The organism is Bacteroides sp. AM54-2NS, assembly GCF_003602935.1.
GTDB classification, from domain to species: Bacteria; Bacteroidota; Bacteroidia; order Bacteroidales; family Bacteroidaceae; genus Bacteroides; species Bacteroides xylanisolvens.
In genome coordinates this window covers 207,452-231,809 of the sequence record NZ_QTMZ01000001.1, presented here as the reverse complement: position 1 = coordinate 231,809, position 24,358 = coordinate 207,452, and the positions used below count along the sequence as shown (strand labels likewise).

The 24,358-nt window shown below is 41.3% G+C and carries 15 protein-coding genes and 1 pseudogene; 7 read left to right on the top strand and 9 right to left on the bottom strand.

What is annotated here, in order from left to right; genetic code table 11:
- The first annotated feature begins 8 nt into the window (after positions 1-8).
- The 5 genes from DXA05_RS00860 (at position 9) to DXA05_RS00840 (ending at position 7,475) form a co-directional block, all read left to right on the top strand.
- On the top strand, positions 9-1,514 hold the full coding sequence (locus DXA05_RS00860; RefSeq protein ID WP_008023830.1) for an arylsulfatase: 1,506 nt from the start codon (positions 9-11) through the stop codon (positions 1,512-1,514).
- Between the two features lie 22 nt (positions 1,515-1,536).
- Positions 1,537-2,697: a glycoside hydrolase family 76 protein gene (locus DXA05_RS00855; protein ID WP_118218538.1), complete on the top strand. Its 1,161-nt coding sequence runs from the start codon at positions 1,537-1,539 to the stop codon at positions 2,695-2,697.
- 38 nt (positions 2,698-2,735) lie between these two features.
- Positions 2,736-4,205 (top strand): glycoside hydrolase family 125 protein, encoded by a 1,470-nt coding sequence (locus DXA05_RS00850; protein WP_118218540.1) that lies wholly within the window; start codon positions 2,736-2,738, stop codon positions 4,203-4,205.
- A 162-nt stretch (positions 4,206-4,367) separates the two neighbouring features.
- Positions 4,368-5,435, top strand: coding sequence for a tyrosine-protein phosphatase (locus DXA05_RS00845; RefSeq protein WP_118218542.1), 1,068 nt, complete (start codon positions 4,368-4,370; stop codon positions 5,433-5,435).
- Between the two features lie 114 nt (positions 5,436-5,549).
- Complete coding sequence (locus tag DXA05_RS00840) at positions 5,550-7,475, top strand: DEAD/DEAH box helicase (RefSeq protein ID WP_128858647.1); 1,926 nt, start codon at positions 5,550-5,552, stop codon at positions 7,473-7,475.
- Between the two features lie 96 nt (positions 7,476-7,571).
- Here the strand turns inward: DXA05_RS00840 and DXA05_RS00835 are convergent, their stop codons facing one another.
- The 5 genes from DXA05_RS00835 to ruvB form a co-directional block, all read right to left on the bottom strand.
- A complete protein-coding gene (locus DXA05_RS00835; RefSeq protein ID WP_128858646.1) occupies positions 7,572-9,713 on the bottom strand; it encodes a S46 family peptidase in 2,142 nt (713 codons plus the stop codon).
- A gap of 19 nt (positions 9,714-9,732) precedes the next feature.
- On the bottom strand, positions 9,733-11,088 hold the full coding sequence (locus DXA05_RS00830; RefSeq protein WP_004313751.1) for a TIGR00341 family protein: 1,356 nt from the start codon (positions 11,086-11,088) through the stop codon (positions 9,733-9,735).
- Positions 11,089-11,090: 2 nt separating this feature from the next.
- Positions 11,091-12,587, bottom strand: coding sequence for an oligosaccharide flippase family protein (locus DXA05_RS00825; protein WP_004313750.1), 1,497 nt, complete (start codon positions 12,585-12,587; stop codon positions 11,091-11,093).
- Positions 12,588-12,617: 30 nt separating this feature from the next.
- Entirely contained in the window at positions 12,618-13,391 is a 774-nt protein-coding gene (locus tag DXA05_RS00820) for a dienelactone hydrolase family protein (RefSeq protein ID WP_032812014.1), read from the bottom strand.
- 65 nt (positions 13,392-13,456) lie between these two features.
- On the bottom strand, positions 13,457-14,488 hold the full coding sequence (gene ruvB / locus DXA05_RS00815) for a Holliday junction branch migration DNA helicase RuvB (RefSeq protein ID WP_004313748.1): 1,032 nt from the start codon (positions 14,486-14,488) through the stop codon (positions 13,457-13,459).
- A gap of 127 nt (positions 14,489-14,615) precedes the next feature.
- On the opposite strand from ruvB, the gene DXA05_RS00810 reads away from it, so the two are divergent.
- Both DXA05_RS00810 and ybeY read left to right on the top strand, forming a co-directional pair.
- Positions 14,616-15,848, top strand: coding sequence for a nucleoside recognition domain-containing protein (locus tag DXA05_RS00810; RefSeq protein WP_128858645.1), 1,233 nt, complete (start codon positions 14,616-14,618; stop codon positions 15,846-15,848).
- A gap of 16 nt (positions 15,849-15,864) precedes the next feature.
- Positions 15,865-16,284, top strand: coding sequence for an rRNA maturation RNase YbeY (gene ybeY / locus DXA05_RS00805; protein WP_008770468.1), 420 nt, complete (start codon positions 15,865-15,867; stop codon positions 16,282-16,284).
- 168 nt (positions 16,285-16,452) lie between these two features.
- On the opposite strand, the gene DXA05_RS00800 is transcribed toward ybeY, so the two are convergent.
- From DXA05_RS00800 to DXA05_RS00785, 4 genes and pseudogenes are all read right to left on the bottom strand, one after another.
- On the bottom strand, positions 16,453-16,869 hold the full coding sequence (locus DXA05_RS00800) for a lipocalin family protein (protein WP_008770469.1): 417 nt from the start codon (positions 16,867-16,869) through the stop codon (positions 16,453-16,455).
- A gap of 6 nt (positions 16,870-16,875) precedes the next feature.
- On the bottom strand, positions 16,876-19,599 hold the full coding sequence (locus DXA05_RS00795) for a prolyl oligopeptidase family serine peptidase (RefSeq protein ID WP_128858644.1): 2,724 nt from the start codon (positions 19,597-19,599) through the stop codon (positions 16,876-16,878).
- Positions 19,583-21,937, bottom strand: a complete 2,355-nt coding sequence (locus DXA05_RS00790; protein WP_008770470.1) for a DPP IV N-terminal domain-containing protein — start codon at positions 21,935-21,937, stop codon at positions 19,583-19,585. The genes DXA05_RS00795 and DXA05_RS00790 overlap by 17 nt, the downstream gene beginning before the upstream one ends.
- 17 nt (positions 21,938-21,954) lie before the next feature.
- Positions 21,955-24,313 (bottom strand): annotated as a pseudogene (locus DXA05_RS00785) (DPP IV N-terminal domain-containing protein).
- Positions 24,314-24,358 lie beyond the last annotated feature (45 nt).

Here is a 24,358-nt window from a genome sequence, read left to right as displayed (position 1 = left end):
AAAATTATATGAATAAACTAATAACATTCTCATCGGCACTATTTACAACAACAGCCATAAACGCCCAATCTCCCAATATAATATTTATATTAGCGGATGATTTAGGTTATGGAGATATCTCAGCATTCAACCCAGAATCTAAGATTTCCACTCCCAACATTGATAATCTGACTCAAGATGGGATTACTTTTACGGATGCCCATTCGTCCTCCGCTTTGTCAACACCTTCACGATATTCCATTCTCACTGGAAGATATCCATGGCGCACTAAATTAAAAGAAGGAGTACTTGATGGATACTCTCCTGCCATGATTACTCCTGATCGTCGAACAATAGCCCAAATGTTATCTGAAAATGGCTATAACACTGCTTGTATTGGCAAATGGCATCTAGGCTGGGACTGGGGATATCCTCAAAATGCCCAGAATAAAAAAGATGTAGATTTTTCACTTCCTATCAAAAATGGTCCTACAGAAAGAGGGTTCGACTATTTTTACGGCATACCTTCTTCTCTTGACATAGCACCTTATGTCTATGTAGAAAATAACAAAGTGACTGCCCTTCCTAATCATATAATCGAACCTCAAAAAGGACTTAAACTGATGCATGGGGGAGTAGCAGGAGCTGACTTTGATCCACAAGATTGCCTTCCTAATATCATTCGTCACAGCATAAGCTATATCAGCAAACAAAAAAACAGCAAGAAACCCTTTTTCTTGTATTTGCCCATCACAGCTCCTCATACACCGGTATTACCTGCAAATAAATATAAGGGAAAAACCACAATAGGAGATTATGGTGATTTTGTCGTGATGATAGACGATATGATACAACAAATCATAAAAGCACTACAAAAAAATGGTCAACTAGATAATACCATTGTGATCTTTACATCTGATAATGGTTGTGCACCCTATGTTGGTGTAAAAGAGATGGAAAAACAAGGACATTTTCCAAGTTATATTTACAGAGGTTATAAAACAGATATTTATGAAGGAGGACATAGAATTCCCCTAATAGTATCTTGGAAAGGAAAATTCTCCAACGAAACAAATAATTCTCTTGTCTCTCTTACCGACTTCTATGCAACTTTTGCACAAATGGTCAATCACAAACTAAAAGATGAAGAAGCTGTAGATAGTTACAGTATATGGCCTATATTAAGTAAGCAAGGGGCTTCTAACCGCAAAGACCTTGTTTATGAATCAGGAAAAGGATATCTGTCTCTGCGTACACCACAACTTAAACTAGTATTCAATGGAGGTTCAGGCGGATGGGGATACCCTAATAAACCCGCAGATCTAGCACAATTACCTCCAATGCAACTATTTAATCTTAAAGAAGATCCATCGGAGAAAGAAAATATTATTCACGATAAATGCTACGAGCAAGAAGTAAAAGAAATGACACAGCTCATTAGAAAGTACGTGAAAGAAGGACGTTCTACACCAGGAGCAGAAGTAGCAAACGATACTGAGAACGATTGGAAACAGGTAAATATTTTTATGCAATAATCATTTATAAAACAACAAAACCATGCATTACTTACTAGTGAACATTTTCTGTGCATTGACTCTATCAACAACCAGTCCTAACGCAGAAAGAGCCCAACAAACTTTGGATGCCCTCTACAAATATTATGCAGCACCCAATACTTGTTTGCTGCGCGAAAATTATCCTTCTGACCAGAACAACAAAGCAACTTATCTGGCGTCAGAAGAACAAGCAAAAAGACATAATGAATATTCTTATCTTTGGCCATATTCGGGTACATTCTCTGCAGTAAACGCACTGTTGGAGAGCACTGGAAACAAAAAATACAAGAAACTTCTGGAAAATAAAGTACTACCCGGACTAGAAGAGTATTTCGACACACGAAGAGAACCATTCGCTTACTCATCCTATATCAGTAATCAACCTCTCTCTGATCGCTTTTATGATGACAACGTTTGGTTAGGCATTGATTTTACCGATTCTTATCGTATGACTAAAAAACAAGCCTATCTGGAAAAAGCCGAACTGATATGGGAGTTCATTCTTAGCGGTAAAGACGAAGTGCTCGGAGGAGGGATCTACTGGTGTGAGCAGAAAAAAGAGTCCAAAAACACTTGTTCAAATGCACCGGGAGCCGTTTTTGCTCTCAAACTATTTCAGGCAACTCAAGACAGCACCTATTTGAAACAAGGGAAAGAGTTATACGAATGGACTAAAAAGAATTTAGAAGATCCAACAGATCATTTATACTTTGACAACATTGCACTCAACAAGAAAATCGGGCGTGCCAAATTCGCCTATAATAGCGGCCAAATGATGCAAGCAGCCGCCCTACTCTACCAAATTACAAAACAGAAAAACTATCTGGAAGATGCTCAAAATATAGCCGAAGCATGTCACAAGCACTTTTTCACTCATTTCACCTCGCCGAACGGACAAACATTTCAATTACTGAAAAAAGGAAATATCTGGTTCACAGCAGTCATGCTAAGAGGATTTATAGAACTTTATCACACAGATCACAATAAGACCTATCTAGCCGACTTCCAAAAAAGCCTTGATTATGCATGGCAATATGCCAGGGATGAACGGGGACTCTTCCAAACAGATTGGAGCGGAACAGATAAAAATGAGAAAAAATGGCTTTTGACACAAGCAGCTTTTGTAGAAATGTACGGCAGATTAGCCGGAATCAAATTATAATAACCACTTTTAATAATCCTCTCAAAAACACTGTAAAGATGAAGAAAAGAAACATCGGAATATGCATTATTACAACCACCCTATTAATGGGAAGTCATGCGAATGCTACTGAACTTATTCTTGCTAAAGATCATACCAATGTAGTCAATCAGGCAGCTGAAGTGGCCGCTTATAAAAGTAACCGTCCACCTGTAAACAAGCGTCTTTTTACATCAAAAGCTGTGGAAGCAGAAATTATCAGAGTAAAAAAGTTGCTTACTAACCAAAAATTGGCGTGGATGTTCGAGAATTGTTTTCCCAATACCCTTGAAACAACGGTTCATTATCGCACAACAGACGGCAAGCCTGATACTTTTGTTTATACAGGCGATATTCATGCCATGTGGCTACGTGACTCGGGAGCACAGGTTTGGCCTTATGTACAACTGGCCAATAAAGACCCGGAATTAAAGAAAATGCTTGAAGGAGTGATCCGCAGACAATTTAAATGTATCAATATTGATCCATACGCTAATGCTTTTAATGACGGAGCTGTCGGAGGGGAATGGATGTCCGACCTGACCGACATGAAACCTGAATTACATGAAAGAAAATGGGAAATAGATTCTCTATGTTATCCACTACGTCTGGCCTACCAATATTGGAAGGAAACCGGTGACGCCAGTATTTTCGACAGTGAATGGATACAAGCCATCACCAATATCCTGACTACTTTTAAGGAGCAACAACGCAAAGAAGGAGTGGGACCTTATAAATTTCAACGCAAAACAGAACGTGCACTCGATACATTGAACAATAATGGCCTAGGTGCTCCGGTAAATCCTGTCGGACTTATTGTTTCAGCTTTCCGCCCATCTGACGATGCTACAACCCTGCAATTTCTCGTGCCGTCTAACTTCTTCGCTGTTTCTTCGCTAAAGAAAGCTGCCGAAATTCTAAATGCTGTAAATCAAAATGCAGAACTGGCAAAACAATGCACAGATCTGGCAAAAGAAGTAGAAGCTGCACTAAAAAAATATGCGACTTATAATCACCCTAAATATGGTACAATTTATGCCTTTGAGGTAGATGGCTTCGGAAATCATTTCTTAATGGATGATGCTAATGTACCAAGTCTGCTGGCAATGCCTTACCTTGGTGATGTAGAAATCAACGATCCTATCTATCAAAATACACGCCGTTTTGTATGGAGCAAGGATAACCCTTATTTCTTCAAAGGAAAGGCAGGAGAAGGTATTGGCGGGCCTCACATCGGTTATGATATGGTATGGCCGATGAGCATCATGATGAAAGCATTTACCAGTCAGGACGATCAGGAGATCAAAGATTGTGTAAAAATGCTGATCAATACGGATGCAGGGACAGGCTTTATGCATGAATCTTTCCACAAAGATGACCCCAATAACTTCACCCGTGCTTGGTTTGCATGGCAAAATACCTTATTTGGCGAACTTATTCTAAAGTTAATCAATGAAGGAAAAACGGATTTATTAAACAGTATTCAATAAAGCTGATTCAAGCAACTTCTCATTCAGGGCGCTCTTCCACCGGAAGATGCGCCCTTTTTTAACACGTAAATTACTATTAACTTTGGCTAATTATCGCAAAGGAATTATCACATCTTCGGGTAATTCTTATCTTTGCAGTATACGATTCAAGACAAAGAAACTATGTATAAAAACCTGTTAAGCTGGCTTACTGTTTTATTAGTGCTCCCGTCGTGCTCCGGCACATCACCTGCTATATCTGTGGTGTGTGAGGAAAATAATATAGGAAACTGTATTATCAAATGGGAAACAACACCGATATTAAAAGGACAGGTAAAAGTATACACCTCTACTTCTCCGGAAATAATTCCGGAAGATTCTCCCATTGCAATGGCTAGCATCTCCAGTGGTAAAATGACAATCGTAACCAACGATCCGTCCCAACGTTATTACTACTTGATGGTGTTTAACAACAAATACCGTATCAAAGTAGCTACCCGCAACATCAATATCCCCGGTATACAGAACTTCCGCGACTTAGGAGGATACGAATCTGCCAACACCGGAAAATCTCTTCGTTGGGGAATGATATACCGTTCCGCACAAATAGACAGTATCCCTCCTTGTTCCCGCCAAGAGCTTAAGAATATGGGAATACGAACAATCATAGACTTACGTTCTGAAAGTGAACGCCAAAACTATCCGCAACTACATGATGACAAGTTTAAAATCGTACATATTCCCATCCTCACAGGGAACATGGAAAAAATTCTGCAAGGTATTCGGGAAGAAAAAATAAAAACTGATACCATCTACCGCCTCGTAGAACGAATGAACCGGGAATTAGTTACAAACTACCAAAAGGAATTCAAAGAGCTGTTCACCATTCTTCTCGACCGTAGCAATTATCCGGTTGTCATTCATTGTACATCCGGAAAAGGACGTACAGGAATTGTTTCCGCACTCTTACTCGCCGCTCTAGGCGTCAATGAAGATGTGATAATGGAAGATTATCGTTTGAGTAACGATTATTTCAATATCCCCAAAGCCTCTAAATACGCCTACAAATTGCCGATCAACTCTCAAGAAGCAATCACTACCATCTATTCGGCTAAAGAAGATTTCCTGAATGCCGCAAAGGAACAGGTTGAATCTGAATATGGGAGTGTACAAACCTATCTGAAAAAAGGAATCGGACTTTCTACGGAAGATTTAAAACAGTTGCGCAGCATTTTATTAACAGATAATTGATTGTTGATAAATGATAAATACGATGACGTCTACAATAATTATCCGTTATCAACCATTTATTATCAACTAAATTAACTATCTTTGCAGCTGAAATAAAAGATATACAGAGATTTAATGAAGACATTTGAAGAGCTTGGCGTTTCTCCGGAGATACGTAGAGCAATTGAAGAAATGGGATACGAGAATCCCATGCCGGTACAAGAGGAAGTGATTCCGTACCTTTTAGGAGAAAATAATGATGTAGTAGCTCTTGCACAGACAGGAACAGGTAAAACAGCCGCATTCGGTTTGCCCTTGCTCCAACAGATTGACGTAAAAAACAGAATTCCACAATCGCTTATCCTCTGCCCTACCCGCGAGCTTTGTCTCCAGATAGCAGGAGATCTGAACGACTATTCCAAATACATTGACGGACTGAAAGTGCTGCCTGTATATGGTGGTTCTTCCATTGATAGCCAAATACGCAGCCTGAAACGAGGTGTACATATCATCGTTGCCACACCAGGACGTCTGCTGGACCTGATGGAACGCAAAACCGTATCTTTATCTACCATCCACAACGTTGTAATGGATGAAGCGGACGAAATGCTTAATATGGGATTCACAGAGAGTATCAATGCCATCCTGGCTGATGTACCGCAAGAACGTAACACACTACTGTTTTCTGCAACAATGAGCCCGGAAATCGCACGTATCTCCAAGAACTACTTACGTAACGCGAAAGAAATAACTATTGGCCGTAAGAATGAAAGTACCAACAACGTTAAACACGTTGTTTATACCGTACAAGCTAAAGATAAATATGAAGCTTTAAAACGTATCGTCGATTACTACCCACAAATATACGGTATCATTTTCTGCCGTACCCGTAAAGAGACTCAAGAAATTGCAGACAAATTGATGCAGGAAGGTTACAATGCCGATTCTTTGCATGGCGAACTTTCCCAAGCACAACGGGATACCGTTATGCAGAAATTCCGCATCCGTAATCTGCAACTGCTCGTTGCAACTGACGTGGCTGCCCGTGGACTTGACGTAGACGATCTGACACATGTCATCAATTACGGATTGCCTGACGACACAGAAAGCTATACACATCGTAGCGGACGTACAGGGCGTGCCGGAAAAACCGGAACTTCCATTGCCATCATCAACCTCCGCGAAAAGGGAAAGATGAGAGAAATCGAACGGATTATCAGCAAAAAATTTATTGTCGGAGAAATGCCGACAGCGGCAGGTATCTGTCAGAAACAGCTGATTAAGGTAATTGATGATCTCGAAAAAGTAAAAGTGAACGAAGAAGAGATTGCCGACTTTATGCCGGAAATCTATCGCAAACTGGAATGGCTAAGCAAAGAGGACTTGATTAAACGAATGGTTTCTCACGAATTCAACCGTTTTGCAGAATATTACCGCAACCGTCCTGAAATAGAACAACCAACCGATATGCGTGCAGAACGCGCCGGACGTGGTGATCGTAAAGAAGGTGGTTTCGAGAAAAGAAGCCGAAAAGCTGCTCCAGGCTTCAACCGCTTATTTATCAATCTGGGTAAAACAGACAGCTTCTTTCCAAGTGATCTTATCGGACTGTTGAACAGCAATACAAGAGGGCGCATTGAATTGGGACGCATTGACCTGATGCAGAACTATTCTTTCTTTGAAGTACCCGAAAAGGAAGCGACCAATGTAATTAAAGCGCTGAACAAAGCTAAATGGAACGGACGTAAGGTCGTTATTGAAATAGCCGGTGAAGAAAGCGGAAAAGGACGCGAAAGCAGTTCTAATGAGCGCAAGGGAGGTAAACGATTCGGCGGCAAAAGTGACGAACGTGCACCACGCTATGAGAATAAGGATAGAAAATCGAGAGATGCTTCTGCAAAAGGTGCTAAATCAGCTAAAAAAGATAAACCTAGTCGTGCAGAACGAGGTTATTCTGATGCCCGTGGTCCAAAAAAGAAAGATGACTGGCAAGAATTTTTCAAAGACAAAGAGCCTGACTTCAGCGAGGAAGGATGGGCACGTAGAAAACCCAAAAAGTAAAAAGGAATTCATTTAAATAAAATAGAAAGGCAACTAACTACCACAGATTAGTTGCTTTCTATTTAGTAATATATATCTTTTATCGAAACATTTACTTCATCGAGCTATCTTCAACTCCTGAACAAGATTGCCCGCCTTACCATATTTCTCCATAATAAAGAGCATATACCGCACATCTACTCCGATGCAACGCTGCAAGTCAGGTTCAAATACGATGTCACTGCTCATTGCTTCCCAGTTGCCATCGAAAGCCAGCCCAAGCAATTCTCCTTTGGCATTGAACATGGCACTGCCGGAATTACCGCCTGTAATATCATTATTAGAAATAAAGCAAACATTCATGTCTCCCTGTGCATTGGCATATCTTCCGAAATCACCGGAAGAAAGCAAACTCAACAACTCGGGCTGGACGGCAAAGTCAATATCACCTGCATGTTCTTTCACCTTCTCAAAGATGCCTTTCACGGTGGTATAATAATCGTAAGTGGCCCCATCAAAAGGAGTATATCCCCCAACCGTTCCGAAACTAAGCCGCATAGTGGAATTGGCATCCGGATAGAAATTACGATCAGCATACATACGGCGCATGGCAGCGTTGAACAAGCGTTCCCCTTGCTCTATCTGCTCGGAAGCTTCGGAAATACTCTGATTCATCTCATAATACTTCACGATCAGGTCCAGACTCAAGGAAACAGCCGGGTCCTCTATCAGATTATACGTAGTATCCCGCTCCAGGAAACGTTTTAGGCCCTTAGGAGACGTTATATTGGACGTTGCATACAAAGAGTCTACATAAGCCTGAATATTCCCGTTATAGAGTGTATCTATCTTTTCATACATAGCAGGCAGATACTTCTTATCCACTTTCAACTGATACTCTTTGAGCATGGCAGCAAAAACCTCCTTATCAATGGAAAGATCAAGATTATCATACTTCTCCAATAACTTCTTCATGCGGGTAATCACCAGCTTCTCCTCGGCCTCAAAGTCGAAATTGAGAATTTCAAGAGCAAACTGCACCAATTCGGGACCATTGATAAACGATTCACCGAAATAAGCCAACGCACGATTTGTTTCCCGACGATTACTATAACTCAACTCCAGAGAAGAGAATAAACGAATCAGTTTCTCTCTTTCTTCCGGATGAGACTGAATCCAGTCGCGAAGTGCTGCTTCAGCCGCCCGTTTCTTTTCCAATACCTTCAGATGCTTGATGGCCTTGTTTGTCCCGATACTATTTTTCCAATAATTGGAGCTTTCATCGTATTTTGAAGCATACTTGATACGAATATCCGGACGACGATCCATCTCCCGTTTCCAAACTGCTTGTTTTACTCCCCGCACATCAATCATTGCCTGATTGATTCCATTCATCATCTCTTCGATACCATACGAAGAAAGATAGCGTTCCGTACTTCCCGGATAGCCAAGCGTCATGCAGAAAGAACCTTCTTTGTATCCATCCAAAGAGATGGGCGCTACATATTCAGGGTGATAAGGGACGTTGTCAGGAGAATAATCAGCCGGACCATTCTTGGTGTTTGCATAGATACGAAATACGCTGAAATCGCCCGTATGTCGCGGCCACATCCAATTGTCCGTATCCCATCCGAACTTCCCGACAGAAGAAGGAGGTGCAAAGACTAAACGAACATCGTTATAATCACGATAAACGGAAAGCCAGAATTCATTACCTGCATAATAAGCATCGACAATACCGGTCAGCGTAGAATCTTTTTCGGAAACTTCCATACCGATTACATTCATGATCGAATCGACAGCTACACGGCGTTCTGTTTCCGTTTTAGCATAGCGGGCAGCAGATAATACCCGTTTGGTTACGTCTTCCGTACGAAGCAGAAAACGGACATACAACTCCAGATTCGGCAGCTCTTCGTCAAGGCTACGTGCAAAAAAGCCATCTTTCAGATAATCATGTTCTACAGAAGAGTGTTGCTGGATACTGCTGAAACCACAATGATGATTGGTAAACACCAGACCGTCTTCGGAAACCACCACTCCCGAACAGAAACCTCCAAAGCTGACAACAGCATCTGAAAGAGAGGGTTTCTTCGGATTATATATTTTATTCACAGGCATTTGCAAACCAAGTTCTTTCATTACCCGGTCTGTCTGTTTGTTTTTGCGTAGGTTTCCCAGCAGCCACATTCCCTCATCGGCAAATACATTTGACAGACAGAGGGAAAAGACTATCAAGACGGTTAGTCTGAATTTCATATTACTATTTTTAGATTCATTATTCGGTAATCAGCCTCAACTTCTTCGCTCCTACACGGGCTTTCAGCCATTCGCTGATTTTCTGTTTCTCGGCAGCAGACGGATGTCTGTCGAATTTCAAAACAGCCAATGTTACCGTATCGGTCTTCATCGAGTCAACCCGCACTTCGAGCGAATGAGCGATGGAGAGCGTAGTGATGGAAGGGTAAAGCACTTTCAGTTCGGGCACTAATGTACGACTCATTGCATCATACGTTCTGTATTGTTCCAATGTTGTCTCCAGTTGGGAAATCTTCACTGCCTGTTGCTGAAGTCGCTGCTCGCTGTTTTTGTAGAAGTCTTCCATGACCATGGCACGGATAGAAGTCACATCTACCGCTTCATTGTTCATCCCCTGCAATACAACCAGCTTCGTATCTTCCAACTTATATTCTTTCATCTTGCTACGGGCAATAGAAATCGAAGCATCAGGCACTTCAGGACCAATCAAAACAACCCGCACTTCTTTATGTTCATAACTGATCTTTTTATCGAGTACCTGTGTATTCTCAAAGCTTAACTGATCGCTAATAAAACGATTGGCTGCCGCCTCATAGAAAGTGCTTTTTATAATTCCAAATGTCAGATAAACCGCAGGGCACATGGTAAGCACCACAATCAGAACGATGTATTTACGTACGGTCTTCTCACGGGTTTTATCTACAAATTCCTTCCGCTGGAAATGCATCACACGAACTCCGAGGAAAGTGGCCAGACTGATAAAAACAGAGTTGATGAAGTAAAGATAAAAAGCACCCAGGAAATAAATAAGATTACCGGAGGCCAGTCCGTAACCTGCCGTACAAAGCGGTGGCATCAATGCAGTAGCAATGGCAACGCCCGGAATCACATTTCCCTTTTCCTTGGTAGAGAGGGCTACCACACCTGCCAAACCACCAAAAAGCGCGATGAATACATCATAAATAGTGGGCGATGTACGTGCCAGCAACTCCGACTGTGAACCGGCAATAGGGGCAAGAAGGAAGAAGATAGTGGCCGTCGTCACACTGAAAGCGGTCGTTATGAGAAAGCTCTTTAAAGAGCGTTTCATTAATTCGAAGTCGTTCAGTCCGACAGAGAGTCCCACTCCCATAATAGGTCCCATCAACGGAGAAATCAACATGGCACCGATAATTACAGCAGTAGAATTTACATTCAATCCGAGTGATGCCATAAAGATGGCAAAAATCAGGATCCACAAATTGGCACCTTTGAACTCTACACCCTTACGGATAGAATCCACGGTGGCCAGTTCGTTATCCTTGTCTTTTTTCAAGTCCAGATATTCTCCTAGAAAGGACTTGATAGCAAACTTATTACGTTCATCTGTCTTCATAGTTATTTCTTCTTTATAAAGCGATTAATAACAGGAATCTGACTCAATGGTAAATCCTTCTTGATAATATAAGCTATAAATAGCAATAAGAGTACGGTACGGAAAGCGAGACGGAGCACCAGATTAGGGATAGGCACCTGTTCTCCAATAACGTAAAGCACCGCTGCCAGCAGAACATAAAGTCCGAGGCTTTTCAAATCATAACGAATCGGGTATTCTTTCTGCCCTATCCAGTAGGATAACAGCAAGATTACCGCATAGCCTGCAACAGAAGCCCATGCCGAAGCAAGATAGCCGTAAACCGGCACAAATAATATGTTCAATACAACAATAATGACACAGCCGATCACCGAGAAGTAAGCTCCCCAATAGGTCTTATCCGTCAGTTTATACCAAAAGGAAAGATTGAAATAAATCCCTTTACAGATTTCTGCAAGCATCACAATAGCTACCACTCCAAGACCTTCCCAGTAACCTTTTGCTACAAGATAACGCAGCAAATCGAGGTAGAACATTACAGCAAGGAAAGCCAACAATGAGAAGATAAGAAAATATTTCATCGCAGCCGCATACATTTTTCGGTTATCTCCTTCGCGGTCTTTACCAAACACAAACGGTTCGTAAGCGTAACGGAAAGCCTGTGTAAACATGGCCATCACCATCGCTATTTTGCTGGTTGCCGCATAGATACCCAGTTGTACCAACCCTTCCTGTCGATCTTCAAAGAGAAACGGATAGATCATCTTGTCAACAGTCTGATTTAGAATCCCTACCAAACCTAAGATTAATACCGGAAAAGAGTATACTACCATTCGCTTCAGCAACACCCGGTCCAACTTATAAGCAAAACCTGTCAGCTCTGGAATAAAGAAGAACATCTGGACAACCGAGATAATCAGGTTGCTAATGAAAATATATCCCACCAGATAGTCCGGATCATAAAACCAAGAGATGGTTGCCGGACAATGTACATTCAGCCACGGACACACCAACAGGAAAAACAGATTCAAACCGATGCCGCCAATGATAGAGAGCAGTTTGATAGCTGCAAACTTGACAGGGCGTTTCTTGTATCGCAAATAGGCAAAAGGAATGCATTGAAAAGAATCTAAAGCTACCACAACAGCCATCATAGCTATAAATTCCGGATGATCGCCATAATCCAGCAAATTGGAAATCGGTTGCAGGAACAACAGGCAAAGGAGAACGAAAATCAAAGATACGCCTCCTACTGACAATAGGGAGTTGGCATATACTTTCATCGGGTCTTCTCCCGATTTATTGGCGAAACGGAAGAATCCCGTTTCCATACCGAACGTAAGCAGTACGAGCATCAGGGCTGTAAACGCATACACGTTCGATACGACTCCGTAACCTCCGGTGGAAGCCGGTAATACTGCTGTATACAGGGGTACCAGCATATAGTTAAGGAATCGTCCGACAATACTACTTAACCCATAAATTGCAGTATCTTTAGCTAATGATTTTAGTCCAGCCATGTTTTATTAGTGATTATCATTCAGATTGGTTCAACGTTTCTTCTTTTGTTTGAACAACCAATCCATAAATCCGGGATAATTGAAAGCCGGATTCCAGCTTCCATGATTACAACCGGGAAATTCAATATATTCCACATCTGCACCGGCAGCTTTCAGTGCTTTATATGCTTCGCGAGAACCTTTCACCGGAACTACATCATCCGCATCTCCATGAAAGATACGGAACTTCACATCTTTGGCAGCCGACAACCGGTTTGGATTGACTATACCGCAGATAGGAATTGCAGCAGCAAATATCTCCGGGTAGCGTATTACTAAATCATACGTTCCCATCGCTCCCATTGAAAGACCGATAATATAAACCCGTTGCGTGTCCACTTCGGGCATCACCAGATAGGAATCGAGCAACTGTTTGAGTATCTGCAATATAGGACTGATCTCCTGTCCTACCGGCATTTCAGCAGGTATAAAAGACTTCGGACGTTCCGTATAAGCCCAGTAACCGTCTGTCGGACACTGCGGAATCAGCACAAAAGCAGGATACTTTTCTTGATTGACCGGATTAAGAAACATCTGTCCGCCATGAGTCAACTGTTTCTCATTATCATTTCCCCGTTCGCCGGCTCCATGCAAAAACAGCACGAGGGGGTACTTCTCACCCGGTTTCACCGATTCGGGGTGAATCATCCGGTAAGGTAAGGAATCTCCTTTAGAAGAAACAAAAATATCTCTTCCATATCCCTGTTGAGCCGATAGAGAAAGGCTCAAAAAGAGAAAAACAAATAAAGTAGTCCATTGCTTCATCATCCAACTATGCTTTATAAAGTTCTTTTATACCGTTAATACCACTTATCACATGACACTTTATGTTAGTCATTAAACAGTGTTTTCTGACTGTTATAAAGACTTCTTCCCAAATGCTTATAGGCAAGTTCGGTCACCTCACGTCCGCGGGGAGTACGTTTCATGAATCCTTCTTTTATCAGGAAAGGTTCGTAAACCTCCTCAATGGTTCCCGCATCTTCTCCTAAAGCCGTAGCAATGGTCGTTATACCGACAGGGCCGCCTTTAAACTTGTCTATAATGGTACAAAGTATCTTGTTGTCTATCTCATCCAGTCCGTACTTGTCGATATTCAATGCCTCCAGCGCAAACTGGGCAATCTCCGTATCGATAGAGCCGGTGCCTTTCACCTGTGCGAAGTCACGTACCCGGCGAAGCAAAGCATTGGCAATACGGGGTGTCCCACGACTGCGGGAAGCAATCTCCGAGGCTGCACGTACCGAGCAAGGCACATCCAGTATGGAGGCAGAACGACGGATGATATTGCTCAAAATATCATCGTCATAATACTCCAAATGAAGGTTAATACCAAAACGTGCACGAAGCGGAGCCGTCAGCAGACCGCTACGCGTGGTTGCACCAACCAGCGTGAAAGGATTCAAATCGATCTGGATACTGCGTGCCGAAGGTCCCTTATCAATCATAATATCGATGCGGTAATCTTCCATGGCCGAATATAGATATTCTTCCACTACGGGTGACAAACGATGAATTTCATCAATAAAAAGCACGTCATTCGGTTCGAGGCTGGTCAATACACCAGCCAGGTCACCCGGTTTATCTAGCACCGGACCGGAAGTTACTTTAAAGCCGACTCCCAATTCGTTGGCGATAATATTTGAAAGAGTTGTTTTTCCTAATCCGGGAGGACCATGCAACAGCACATGGTCGAGTGCTTCGCCACGCAGACGTGCCGCCTTCACAAAAATGCGAAGGTTTTCCACTACCTTGTCCTGGCCGCTAAAGTCTTCAAAGCTTAACGGACGGAGTGCATTCTCGAAATCCCGTTCTTTTGAAGTAAGCTGATGTTCGCGTATGTTAAAATCTTCCTGTTCCATTTATTTCTTGAAAAGTAGGAGACAAAGATAGAGATTTACATTCATTTTCAGTATAAGAAAGACGAAGATTTAGTTTATTTGAAACGTAATAACTACTTTTGCACTATCTATATACACGCTATCAACTATGGTTCTAAATTACATTTGGATAGGATTCTTTGTCGTCGCCTTTATCATCGCCCTTGTAAAAGTGATTTTTCTGGGAGATACGGAGATATTTACAGCTATCATGAACGCTACATTCGATTCTTCAAAGACAGCTTTCGAGATATCCTTGGGACTTACAGGCGTACTGGCTCTTTGGCTGGGTATCATGAAAATCGGAGAAAACAGTGGATTGATTAACGCACTGGCTCGCTTTCTTAGTCCGGTGCTTTGCCGACTGTTTCCAGATATTCCTAAAGGACATCCGGTGTTAGGGTCCATCTTCATGAATATGTCTGCCAATATGCTTGGCCTCGACAATGCAGCCACCCCATTAGGGCTGAAAGCGATGAAAGAGCTGCAGGAACTGAATCCGAAAAAGGACACTGCTTCCAATCCGATGATTATGTTTTTGGTGATTAATACATCCGGCCTTATCATCATTCCGATCAGTATCATGGTGTATCGTGCACAAATGGGGGCTGCACAGCCTACAGATGTATTTATCCCTATCCTGCTAAGTACTTTCATTTCCACTTTAGTAGGAGTCATAGCAGTCAGCATCGCTCAAAAGATAAACTTAATCAATAAGCCTATTCTCATTTTAATGGGCATTATTTGTCTTTTCTTTTCCGGCTTGATTTACTTGTTCCTAAGCGTTTCACGAGAGGATATGGGTACTTATTCTACATTGATAGCGAATATTCTGCTGTTCAGTGTCATCATCCTGTTTATTTTGACGGGAGTCAGGAAAAAAATCAATGTATATGATTCATTTGTGGAGGGAGCTAAAGAAGGCTTTACGACGGCTGTGCGCATCATTCCTTATCTGGTTGCTTTTCTTGTAGGAATTGCAGTGTTCCGCACTTCGGGAGCAATGGATTTTCTGGTGGGAGGCATCGGCTACATAGTAGGCTTATGCGGAGTGGACACGAGCTTTGTAGGAGCGCTGCCTACCGCATTGATGAAATCGCTTAGCGGTAGCGGTGCAAACGGATTGATGATCGATACGATGAAAGAACTAGGACCTGATTCGTTTGTAGGACGTATGAGTTGTGTAATTCGCGGAGCTTCGGACACCACATTCTACATTCTGGCCGTTTATTTCGGCAGTGTGGGGATCACCAAGACTCGTAATGCGGTGACTTGCGGTCTGATAGCAGACTTCTCGGGTATCATAGCCGCTATCTTAATCAGTTATTTATTTTTCTTTTAAATCATAACATTCAATTATGGCTGTAACTTATCAAACAGAAGGCGTAAAAATGCCTGATATCAAGAAACGTGAGACTACGGAATGGATAAAGGCCGTAGCTGCTTCTTACGGGAAAAGACTCGGTGAAATCGCTTATATCTTCTGCTCGGACGAAAAGATTCTGGAAGTAAACCGTCAGTATCTGCAACATGACTACTACACGGACATTATTACTTTCGATTATTGTGAAGGCGATCGTTTATCAGGTGACTTATTCATCAGTCTAGATACAATACATACGAATGCGGAGCAGTTTGGCACCTCATACGAAGACGAACTACATCGTGTGATTATCCACGGAATTCTTCACTTGTGCGGCATCAACGATAAAGGTCCCGGGGAGCGGGAGATTATGGAAGGTGCTGAAAACAAAGCATTATCTATACGAAAAGTGTAAACAAGCCTCAACAGCAAACGATTTCAATAAACAAACGATTTATTCAAACATACTATACTGTATAAATACTGTAAAACGAAGACGCCTCATCGTAATCACTACGACGAGGCGTTTTCATTAGCAACGTAATGCTAATTTAAACACTAAATTATTTAAGAGAGAGATTTATTACTTCTTATCAGGGGTTACTTCTGGAGTAACCAATTTCTTGATTGATTTCATATTCAGATACAGAAAGGCCAACCGCGGCTGTGCTTCCTGAACAACCAATTCCAATGAATCTGATGTTACATAACCAATACGTTCACGTGTTTTATACACTTCTACTTTTCCGTTATCTTCTTTACTAAATCCTTCTATAATCAAATAGCCGTTGTCGATCTTCCATGTTCTAAGATCTAAAGACGGTACATTGATAGCAGAACATTTACCGCCTTTTTTAAACTCAAACCCTTTGAGTTCCCCTGTAGATTCATAGGTATAAGGATTACACCATTTACCAATAATTTGTTTCTCCACTTTCTGTCCATAGCTGCTGAATGCAAAGCAAGACAGAACCATAACTGTCATTAATAGTTTCTTCATTTTAATTTATTTTTCTAGTAAATCATATTTCTGATCAATTCCACGTTCTCGCAAATGAATACCCTCTTTCATCCAACGCGGCTCTTTTGTTCCTTTCAGGTAATAATCAAAGAACTGTTTCATCCGGATAGTCCAGTCTTTCTGTGCAGCCTGATTACCAAGAAAATGCCCTTCGCCTTTGTAATTAAGATGCCATGCCGGACGTTGTAAACGACGCATAGCTAAATAAAGTGCACGACCTTGTTCGTAGGCAACAGCCTCATCCTTATCATTATGCCAAATTAATAATGGAGTATGTATTTTATCCGCTTCCACGATAGCAGAGCTTGCCAAATACTTATCTTTGGCTTCCCACAAACTCTTTCCCATACGGCTTTGCCATTCTTCATACATGAAATAACGCGGCAAACCGCTTCCACCACGAATACCCAAATAACCGGTTACCATATCAGTAATAGGAGCCCCGATATTAGCACAAGCGAATATATCCGTCTTCGTCACCAGATAACTAGTTTGGAAACCTGACCAACTATGTCCCTGAAGACCTATCTTTCCCGGATGCGCTATCCCCTGCTCTATCAAGTATTTCGTACCGCTTACTACTGCATCATAACTACTCTGTCCCGGTGTTCCTATGGTAAAATGCACATCCGGCATAAATACAATATACCCATTACTAACAAAGTACATCACATCCGCCATTGCACTACTCAACATTGGAGCATGATAAGTGTTCAGCCCTCCGGAATGTGTTTCATAGAACTGTACCAGAACAGGATATTCTTTCTTAGCGTCATAATCTTCCGGCAAGTAAAGTATTCCCTTGTTAGGCTTATTCTCATAATTAGTCCATTCCACTAACTTTGCAGTACCCCATTTGTATTCGCTTTGTTGAGGATTAGCATTCGTTATACGAATCGGATCAGAGAAATCCGATTTACTCCACCACAGATCACGGAATTCTGATATATTCTGACGATTCCAGATACAATACTTCTGATTGTCAGAAAAACGATGAATTGAATAGATATAAGGACCTTCTGCGAGCTTCTTCAAGCGACCTTTCATGTCAAGTGAATAAATACCTTCATCCATTGTATTTTCATCCCATACGCTGACTATAACCGTCTCGTCCGGATTGAATACTTCTTTGTCAATATTGCTGGTCATTTTACGGATAGATCTCTGATTTTTGCGACCATACCCCTTAGTGATGCATTCCGGTTGACGTTCTCCGGTCAAATCGATCTTCCACCAGTCATAAGCATCATAAATCAACACATTATTACCATCAGCAGTCCAACCAGCAATACCACAAGCAGGTGCAGGATTTGGTTTGTCATAAGTTTCCTCGAATATCGGATACCCAATAGCTGTTGAAATATCGGTAACCTCACCCGTTTTTCCGTCAAACTTATTCCATACTTGTGCAATAGGATCATACATCACAGCCCATTTGCCATTCATCGACCACCTCGGTCTTGTCCGGTAGCTACGTCCTACCAATTGCTTTTCTCCCGTATGTACATTCACAGAATAGATGTCAAACGGCATTTCATTAAGCCAGTCTTTCTGCGCACAATAAGGCGTTTCGTCTGTGTAAAGCACATTATGAATCTCTTCCGCACGATCCGGCTCCAACAAATCAGCATGCCCGGGAGCTACTTCCGTCAATTTTCGGGAAGCAATGTCATAGATATATTTCGAATATTGAGGACGGAAATAACGACTGCGTGTCTGCAAAGTAGGTACTTCATATTCATCCCAGGTCCACAACTCCAGCTCAAAACTCTTATCCGGCTTTATTTCCTCTTCTTTCTTATCTTTATTTATTTTTTCCTGATAAGGTCTGAGTTCCATTGTCAGAAACTTCTGGCTACTTGACAGGTTAGCCCGGACAAGTTCCATCCTTGCAGGGAGAACTATCTCTTTTCGGTCAAAGACCAAATCACAGGTGTTCTTCTTTAAGGAAAAGTTGTACCATAGTGAATCTTTAATACTGAACCCTCCTATCATCTGTTTTGCATTCAAGTTGAAAGAAACTGGTTCTTTCTTTACGGAACTCTGATAAATAGTCTGATAGGGTCCGGTTAATGGACCATAACACAATGCGTTACCTTTCGCTTGTTTACGTACAAAGATGATAGATTGTCCTTCGTTGTACAAGGTATAATAACCAATACTGTCAATTTGAAAGGAAGTGCCGTTTTTTAGATGACGAACTATCAAGCGGTCGAAAGATGGAACATGATTGATGGTATCCTTCGGCACATTTGTTACAGAAATTGAGTAAGGAATTCCTTTTGCTGGTCGGAAAGCTTCCTTATAAGTCCACTCGGTCTTTGTGCCTGAAGGCAGTTCTAACAGGATTGTTTTCGCATTCCCAGTAGAATCGGACACTTGATAATATGCAGCTTGATCTGAATTATAAAACTCAATATTTTCTACATCCTCCAACAGAATCTCCTTACGGGTGCGTGAGTCAAACAGGTACAAGATCTTTCCGTCTTTGTACTCGGGATTATATTCCATAGGAACTATACGATAAGTCACCCATCGCCCTGTCGGAGAAATATCAGGCGACTCTACACGCATCCATGACATACACGCGTCAATATCAATCGGCTTCTTCGGTGTTTGTGCCTTAATATTCTGACCAAATCCGATCAAAAGTCCTACTGCTATTCCGATTCTTATTATTGTCCTGTTCATCTTATCTTCTCCTTTCATCTTCTATCATATATTTATTCAGATCAATATCTGCATCCGCCGAATGATCGTTCAATAGTAAACGTGCGAAATGACGCCACATTTTATGTTCAAAGAATACTTCTGATTCACCAAAGAATCCATGAGTGCATTTCGGTAGTACAAACATATCAAAGTCTTTGTCTGCTTTAATCAATGCATGTACCAGACGTAATGTATTCGCCGGATTTACGGTATTATCGACCGCACCAGTAAATAACAACAAGCCATGCTTGTAATTCTTGGCTAGTTCCTGATTAGGGCGTACACGAACACTATAATCATAAGTCGTATGCTCCACTCCCAAGCTATCTTTCCCTGTTTTCACCTTTTCATCTACGCCAAAGTGAATTTCCACAAAGCCCTTATTATAGATTCTGTTATCATGGTTACCCGCCGAAGAGACAGCAGCTGAATAGAAGTCGGGATAAGTACATATAGCTGCAGCCGACATGAATCCTCCTCCGGAATGACCATAAATACCGACTTTTGTACCATCAATGAAAGGATAACGGGCAGCCAGTTGCTCAATAGCATACTTATCATCTGCCAATGGATAGTCACGCATATTGTTATATCCATATGTATGATATGCTTTTCCACGCATCGGAGTACCACCTCTATGACCTACAGTAATAACAATGAATCCCAGTTGCGCCAGACGGGTATTATATACATCATTCACAGTAAAGCGTGTCGGCACATACTCAAAAAAAGGTCCCGGATAGACGTTCGAAATAATGGGATAAACCTTCGTCGAGTCAAAATCTGCAGGTTTCCACATCACGCCATAAAGATCAGTCACACCATCAGCCGCTTTCACCTTAAAACGCTCCGGAGCTTTCCATCCCATCTCATAAACAGGTTGCAAGTCCGGTTTTTCCAGTTTCATAACCACCTTTCCACGTGAGTTGCGAACGACATTGACAGGTTCTTGTGAAACTGTGGAGTAGGAATCTACAATATAATGGTTAGAGGGAGAAATTCTAGCTTCATGTGATGCGTTTTCGGGTGTCAACAAACGAATAGCATTCAGTTGATCCAGTTTAGCTTCATAAAGGATATAATAATAAGGGTCGATGCTTTTCTCACGACCATAACCATAAAAATAAAATTTTCGACCGACAGTATCAATCTTTGCAATCGGACCAGCCACCCAAGTTCCGTCTGTCACCTGATTTTTCAGGTTTCCGGTAGCAGTATCATACAGATAGTAGTGTCCCCACCCGTTCCGTTCCGAACGAAATAATATTTCTTTTCCATCTTTCAGGAAAGACACGCTACGCATCTGATAATCAAGGTACGGCTTATTCTCTTCATGAATTACGACGCGTACCTGTCCAGTTTCGACATCCACCTCACAAATATCTGATTGATTCCAAGAGCGGTTATAACGTTGAAAATAGAGACGTTTACCATCATTTGTTGTATACAGTACATCGATATACTGATCAGGCCAACGATTGATATCTACTTTCTTCACTTCCCTTTTATCTACGTCGCCAAGTAAAAGTTCATATTGTGTCACGTCTTTATCTCCTGCCAACTCGGCTTTATAAGTCGTTAATTCAGGAAACTTTGACAATGAATTGATTAACCACAGATCGCGCACTTTCCGATTGTCCTCACGAACAGCATAAAAACGATGAGTACCCGGAAGCCAATGAGCTGATTCAGCCCCGAAACGTCCCTCCATCTTTCCTTCATCCTCACGATTGAATGTATAGTCCGGTCCCCCGTCTGTTGTCAACTGTACAGGTATTGTATCCTGTCCCTTTTTCGGATTTCCGACAAAATACAGGTTGTCTTTACTGGCATACAACATATACAAGCTATCCGGAGAATATTTCTTCCAGTATGGATCACCGTCTTTATAAATAGGCTTTTCATCGAGTTTCTTCAACACTTTCGTACGAATGTTATAGGTATATAGCCCACGGTCGAAGTCGAGACGAATTGTCTCATTATCTTTCATGAAAGTGAAAGACAGATGAGGAGCTGCAGCAGAGTAAGCTTTTTTGGTATATACTGCAATCTTACTCAAGAGTTCGGGGGTATCAAACAACAGACGTTTTTCCTTTTTCTTCGGATTCACATAATAGTATTTCTCTCCCTCACGGGTAGTGAAAGAATAGTAGAAGCAGTCCGTATCATTGATGAACGTAGGGTTGACTTCCGTAGAATACTTCATGATAGGATTCTGTGTCAGTAAACGAAACTTCTCCGCCAACTGATAATTTGCTTTTTGCTGTGCGCTGGCCATGCTGCATATTAATGCAACAGCCGCCAAGCACAGATATCTAAAAAGAGAGTTTTTCATAAAATTTTGTCTATGTCTTATTTGGTACAGTTTATATCCCCCCAATAATCTGCCCGGTTATCACCCAGCAAGTGTTTAGCAAAGAAGCGATACATCTTTTTCTCAAAATATTTATCTGCAGAGCCATATCCATGCCCTGCACCGGGTATTACCAACATATCGAAATCTTTGCCAGCTTCAATCAATGCTTGAGCTACACGATAAGTGTGTGCAGGATTAACATTCTTATCCATATCCCCCGTCACAAGCATCAGATGCCCTTTCAGATTCTTGGCAATCTCTGCATTAGACTTCACACTGAATTTGTACTCATATTCTTTCGTTTCGTTGCCCAAGCTGTCTTTCACAACCTTTTCAACTTCTTTCACGCCATTATAGCATTCGCCCCAACCACGATTATAGATACTATTATCGTGATTCCCGGAACAGGAAACGGCAGCCGTATAAAAGTCCGGATAAGTGAATATAGCAGCTGCAGCCATAAATCCGCCACCTGAGTGCCCGTATATACCTACTTTCTTGCCATTGATAAACGAGTGGCGTTGAGCCAACTGTTCGATTGCATATTTATCATCTGCAAGGGGATAATCGCGCATATTGCCATAACCGTAGCATGATAAGCTTTACCACGCATCGGAGTATCCCCTCTATGTCCTACAGTAATGACAATAAAACCTAGCTGTGCCATACGGGTACAATAGCTGTCATCCAATGTAAAGTTAGTAGGTACAAAGCCGAAATAAGGACCAGGATAAACGACTGAAATAATTGGATATTTCTTTTCAGGATTAAAATCAGACGGCTTCCACATCACTCCATATAAGTCGGTAATATTATCTGCTGCCTTTACAACAAAACGTTCCGGCTTTTTCCAACCCGATGCATAGACTAAGTCCAAGTCAGGTTTTGCCAACTCCATTATCACTTTGCCTTTTCTATCTTTCAGCATGATTTTAGGCTCCATGTCAACTCTTGAATATGTATCGATATAGTAATTATGAGATTTCAAGAAATTCACATTATGCTGCCCATCTTCTGTACTTAATGGAGTAACTCCTTCTTTGTCAATATCAACTTCGAAAAGCATATAATAGAAAGGATTTACTTTCTTATCTTTTCCATATCCATACAGATAAACTTTGCGTTTCAGTGTATCAATAGAATTAATGTAGCCTGTTACCCATTCACCAGAAGTCATCACATTCTTGAGGTTTCCATCGCCATCATAATGATAATAATGTCCCCAGCCAGTACGCTCTGAACGGAACAAAATATCCTTACCATCGTTCAAGATTGCCACATTACGAGCATGAGGATCACGATACGGTTTATCTTCTTCATGAATGATCTCCTTTACTTCCAAAGTTGAGAGATTAACCGAGCATACATCTACTTCATCCCAAGTACGTTTAGTGCGTTCAAAAAACAAATATTTGCTATCTGAGGTAACATGAAGAGGCATTACATACTGGTCTTTCCATTTGTCCACCTTCGCTTTCTTTGCCGTTTTTTCTACAATATCAATAATCGTCAAATCATTTTGAGTAACATATTTATCACCAGGGAACTCATATTTATATTTGACCAATGACGGTGAATCTTCTATTGAATTAATTACCCAAAAATCTCGTAATAAACGGTTATCATCACGCACTGCATATACATGACGATTATCCGGACACCAGCGTGCTAGCGTCGGTACTTCTCCGTCTTCTGCAGGTTCGTAATCATCTTCACGAGCATATGAAAAGTCTTTCATACCATCCGTAGTCAGTTGCACTTCAGTTGTATCTACTCCCAGTGACTTATTTCCTTTCACATACAAATTATGATTCTTTGCATACAAAATATATTTCTTGTCAGGAGAAAAGTTCATCCAAGTATAGCTTGGGTCTGATGATTCTTTCTTCTCTTCTTTCTTCTCAACTATTGTCAGTTTACCCGTCAAACGATTATAACTATACTGCTTACCCTTATAATCGAACTCAAATGAACGTTGATCTTTTGAAAAAGTAATAGATGAAATGTCCAGTTTATTTTTATCCACCACGCCTTTGGTGAATTCACTTAACTGCATAGCCATCTTACTTTTGTCAAAAAGAGGTTCACGTTTTCCTGCAGCAGGCATCACATAATAGTAATCTTTACCAGCTGTCGTTTGAAAATCAAACCAGAAATTATCTGTATCATTGATTTCCCGCGGATAAATCGATAGACTATTATTAGATAATTTACCTCCTAAGGTAATTCCTGAAACTCCTGTACCAACTCGTAATTGGCTAGTATTGTATCATGCTTGCCAGAGGCTTGTCCCCATCCTTGCAATGCAAAAATAAAAGACAAGCTGCCGACAATAAAAACTCGTTTTAATACCATAATGGCTATTTTATTACTATATGAATCACTTTTAAAGCTATTCTT

Excerpts from the sequence above, each read along its gene's own strand:
- DXA05_RS00860 (WP_008023830.1), top strand. The coding sequence starts at position 9 with ATGAATAAACTAATAACATTCTCATCGGCACTATTTACAACAACAGCC.
- DXA05_RS00855 (WP_118218538.1), top strand. The coding sequence starts at position 1,537 with ATGCATTACTTACTAGTGAACATTTTCTGTGCATTGACTCTATCAACA.
- DXA05_RS00850 (WP_118218540.1), top strand. The coding sequence starts at position 2,736 with ATGAAGAAAAGAAACATCGGAATATGCATTATTACAACCACCCTATTA.
- DXA05_RS00845 (WP_118218542.1), top strand. The coding sequence starts at position 4,368 with ATGTATAAAAACCTGTTAAGCTGGCTTACTGTTTTATTAGTGCTCCCG.
- DXA05_RS00840 (WP_128858647.1), top strand. The coding sequence starts at position 5,550 with ATGAAGACATTTGAAGAGCTTGGCGTTTCTCCGGAGATACGTAGAGCA.
- DXA05_RS00835 (WP_128858646.1), bottom strand. The coding sequence starts at position 9,713 with ATGAAATTCAGACTAACCGTCTTGATAGTCTTTTCCCTCTGTCTGTCA.
- DXA05_RS00830 (WP_004313751.1), bottom strand. The coding sequence starts at position 11,088 with ATGAAGACAGATGAACGTAATAAGTTTGCTATCAAGTCCTTTCTAGGA.
- DXA05_RS00825 (WP_004313750.1), bottom strand. The coding sequence starts at position 12,587 with ATGGCTGGACTAAAATCATTAGCTAAAGATACTGCAATTTATGGGTTA.
- DXA05_RS00820 (WP_032812014.1), bottom strand. The coding sequence starts at position 13,391 with ATGAAGCAATGGACTACTTTATTTGTTTTTCTCTTTTTGAGCCTTTCT.
- ruvB (WP_004313748.1), bottom strand. The coding sequence starts at position 14,488 with ATGGAACAGGAAGATTTTAACATACGCGAACATCAGCTTACTTCAAAA.
- DXA05_RS00810 (WP_128858645.1), top strand. The coding sequence starts at position 14,616 with ATGGTTCTAAATTACATTTGGATAGGATTCTTTGTCGTCGCCTTTATC.
- ybeY (WP_008770468.1), top strand. The coding sequence starts at position 15,865 with ATGGCTGTAACTTATCAAACAGAAGGCGTAAAAATGCCTGATATCAAG.
- DXA05_RS00800 (WP_008770469.1), bottom strand. The coding sequence starts at position 16,869 with ATGAAGAAACTATTAATGACAGTTATGGTTCTGTCTTGCTTTGCATTC.
- DXA05_RS00795 (WP_128858644.1), bottom strand. The coding sequence starts at position 19,599 with ATGAAAGGAGAAGATAAGATGAACAGGACAATAATAAGAATCGGAATA.
- DXA05_RS00790 (WP_008770470.1), bottom strand. The coding sequence starts at position 21,937 with ATGAAAAACTCTCTTTTTAGATATCTGTGCTTGGCGGCTGTTGCATTA.